The sequence below is a fragment of the Vibrio sp. YT-15 genome, from assembly GCF_033337445.1.
Taxonomy (GTDB): Bacteria; Pseudomonadota; Gammaproteobacteria; order Enterobacterales; family Vibrionaceae; genus Vibrio; species Vibrio alginolyticus.
Genome location: NZ_JAWOQR010000053.1, coordinates 1 through 1,848 on the forward strand (window position 1 = coordinate 1; position 1,848 = coordinate 1,848).

General features: G+C 46.5%; 2 protein-coding genes and 1 pseudogene. All 3 read left to right on the forward strand.

Features of this window, described 5'->3' with window-relative positions:
• Window positions 1-191 precede the first annotated feature (191 nt).
• The gene (locus R7D93_RS25140; RefSeq protein WP_021823444.1) at window positions 192-569 is read left to right on the forward strand and encodes a DUF3316 domain-containing protein; all 378 of its coding nucleotides are present in this window, start codon (window positions 192-194) and stop codon (window positions 567-569) included.
• A gap of 102 nt (window positions 570-671) precedes the next feature.
• Window positions 672-1,364: a heavy metal response regulator transcription factor gene (locus R7D93_RS25145; protein WP_025612964.1), complete on the forward strand. Its 693-nt coding sequence runs from the start codon at window positions 672-674 to the stop codon at window positions 1,362-1,364.
• Window positions 1,357-1,848, forward strand: a pseudogene (locus R7D93_RS25150) (two-component sensor histidine kinase); the annotation flags it as partial. The gene R7D93_RS25145 and the pseudogene R7D93_RS25150, both read left to right, overlap by 8 nt.

A 1,848-nucleotide genomic window follows, 5' to 3' on the forward strand; every position in this document is an offset into this window, starting at 1 on the left:
GCAAAAATCCTAAGCGGCACATGCGAGAGCATGTGCCGCTTTTTTGTCTTGTGCTAAGCGTGATGGAGCGCTCAAGCGCCTTCGCCAGTAAGTTGCTTTCATGACAAAAATGTCATGTTGTTGAAAGGGTGGTGTCAGAGGCGGTGTTCAATAATGACCTCATTGAAAACAAGCACTCAAAGGTTAACAACATGAACGCAATCAAAACTGCTCTTTTTGTAACGGTAATGGCAATGACTAGCGCATCTGCATTCGCTCAACCACTTTTCACTGGTGGCAACTACGTGAGCCGCGAAGAGATGAAAACCATCTCAGTTACCCCGACGGCAACGTCAGATGAGGCTTATCAACAGGCACTGTCTGAACTCAATTCACTTAAAACCATGTCGGCTCGTGAACTGAATAAAGAGCTCAATATCCTGACATTTAATGTGAAGTCTCGCAGTACGCATTTAAAAGATGGAGGCTTCGTGACCGTGCAAGAACGCATGAATGAAGATGGTCAGTTGGAATATTTGGGCAAAGTGAATGTCAAAGTGCATTATGCCGAACGCGATAACAATCGATAATGGTTTGCCAATGGGGAAGAGTATGGTGTGGTTCACATCATGCTCTTTTTCGAGCTTTATACTGGGTTCTCATCCTCCCGCTAACACACTAGGTAAGTAAAGTTGAAAATATTGATCGTCGAAGATGAGCACAAAGCCGGAGAATATCTGCAAAAAGGTTTGATTGAATCTGGGTATGTGGTGGATTTAGTGCATGATGGGGTCGATGGGCTTTATCACGCTACCAGTGAAGAATATGACTTAATCCTCCTCGACATTATGTTGCCTAAACTCGATGGTTGGCAGGTGCTTAACACATTGCGCAGTAGTGGGATTCACACCCCAGTGATCATGCTGACAGCGAAGGAGCAAGTGGAAGATCGCGTGCGCGGTTTTGAGCTGGGTGCCAATGACTATGTGGTAAAACCTTACGCGTTTGCAGAGCTACTGGCGCGTGTTCAAAACGTATTTCGTCATCATATTGCCGCGCAAGTGGTCGCATCGCCGCAAACATTACGTGTGGCAGATTTAGAACTTGATATGATCAAGCGCGTTGCCACGCGCGCGGGGCAGTCGATGTTGCTTACCGCCAAAGAATATGCCCTGCTTGAGTTGTTGATGCGCAAAACTGGCCAAGTGCTTTCACGTACCACCATTGCGTCGTTAGTGTGGGATATGAACTTTGACAGCGATACCAATGTGATTGATGTGGCGGTCAAACGTCTGCGTAGCAAAGTGGACAAACCGTTCGATAAACCACTGATTCACACTGTCAGAGGGATGGGCTACAAACTCGAAGAGAGTCGTGATGCCTAAGTTCTCGCTGCCTTTTTCCATGAAAAACAAGCTCGTGCTGATGTTTGTTAGCATGACGTTTGTGACCTATTTTTCTTTGGCTTTCATCCTACAGTACGCCATTGAACGCCACTTTTATTCGCAAGATTTCAGCTATATTTCCAGTAAGTTCAATGCCATTGAGAACGAGTTAAAACGCTCGCCAGAGGATGTGTTCAAGCAAGCGAATAACAGCACGCTCTATATGTGGGTGTTTGAAGGCAAGCAGAGCGTGTATCAGAACTCGAGCCTGACGATTCCTCAGAACCGAGCCTACAGCATTAGCTCGCCTCAGGTTTTAAATCACGAGCGTGCCATCGAATGGAGTGAGGACTCGCTGAATATTCGCGCGTTTGCGTTTCAAGCTGGGGAGTATCAGGTGGTGCTCGGCATGAGTATCAACCACCATATTTTGTTTTTGGATAAGCTCGACTGGATTTTGTTTTGGGCGCTCGGTTTGGCGTTT

Coding starts and splice junctions, on each gene's coding strand:
- R7D93_RS25140 (WP_021823444.1), top strand. CDS start 192: ATGAACGCAATCAAAACTGCTCTTTTTGTAACGGTAATGGCAATGACT.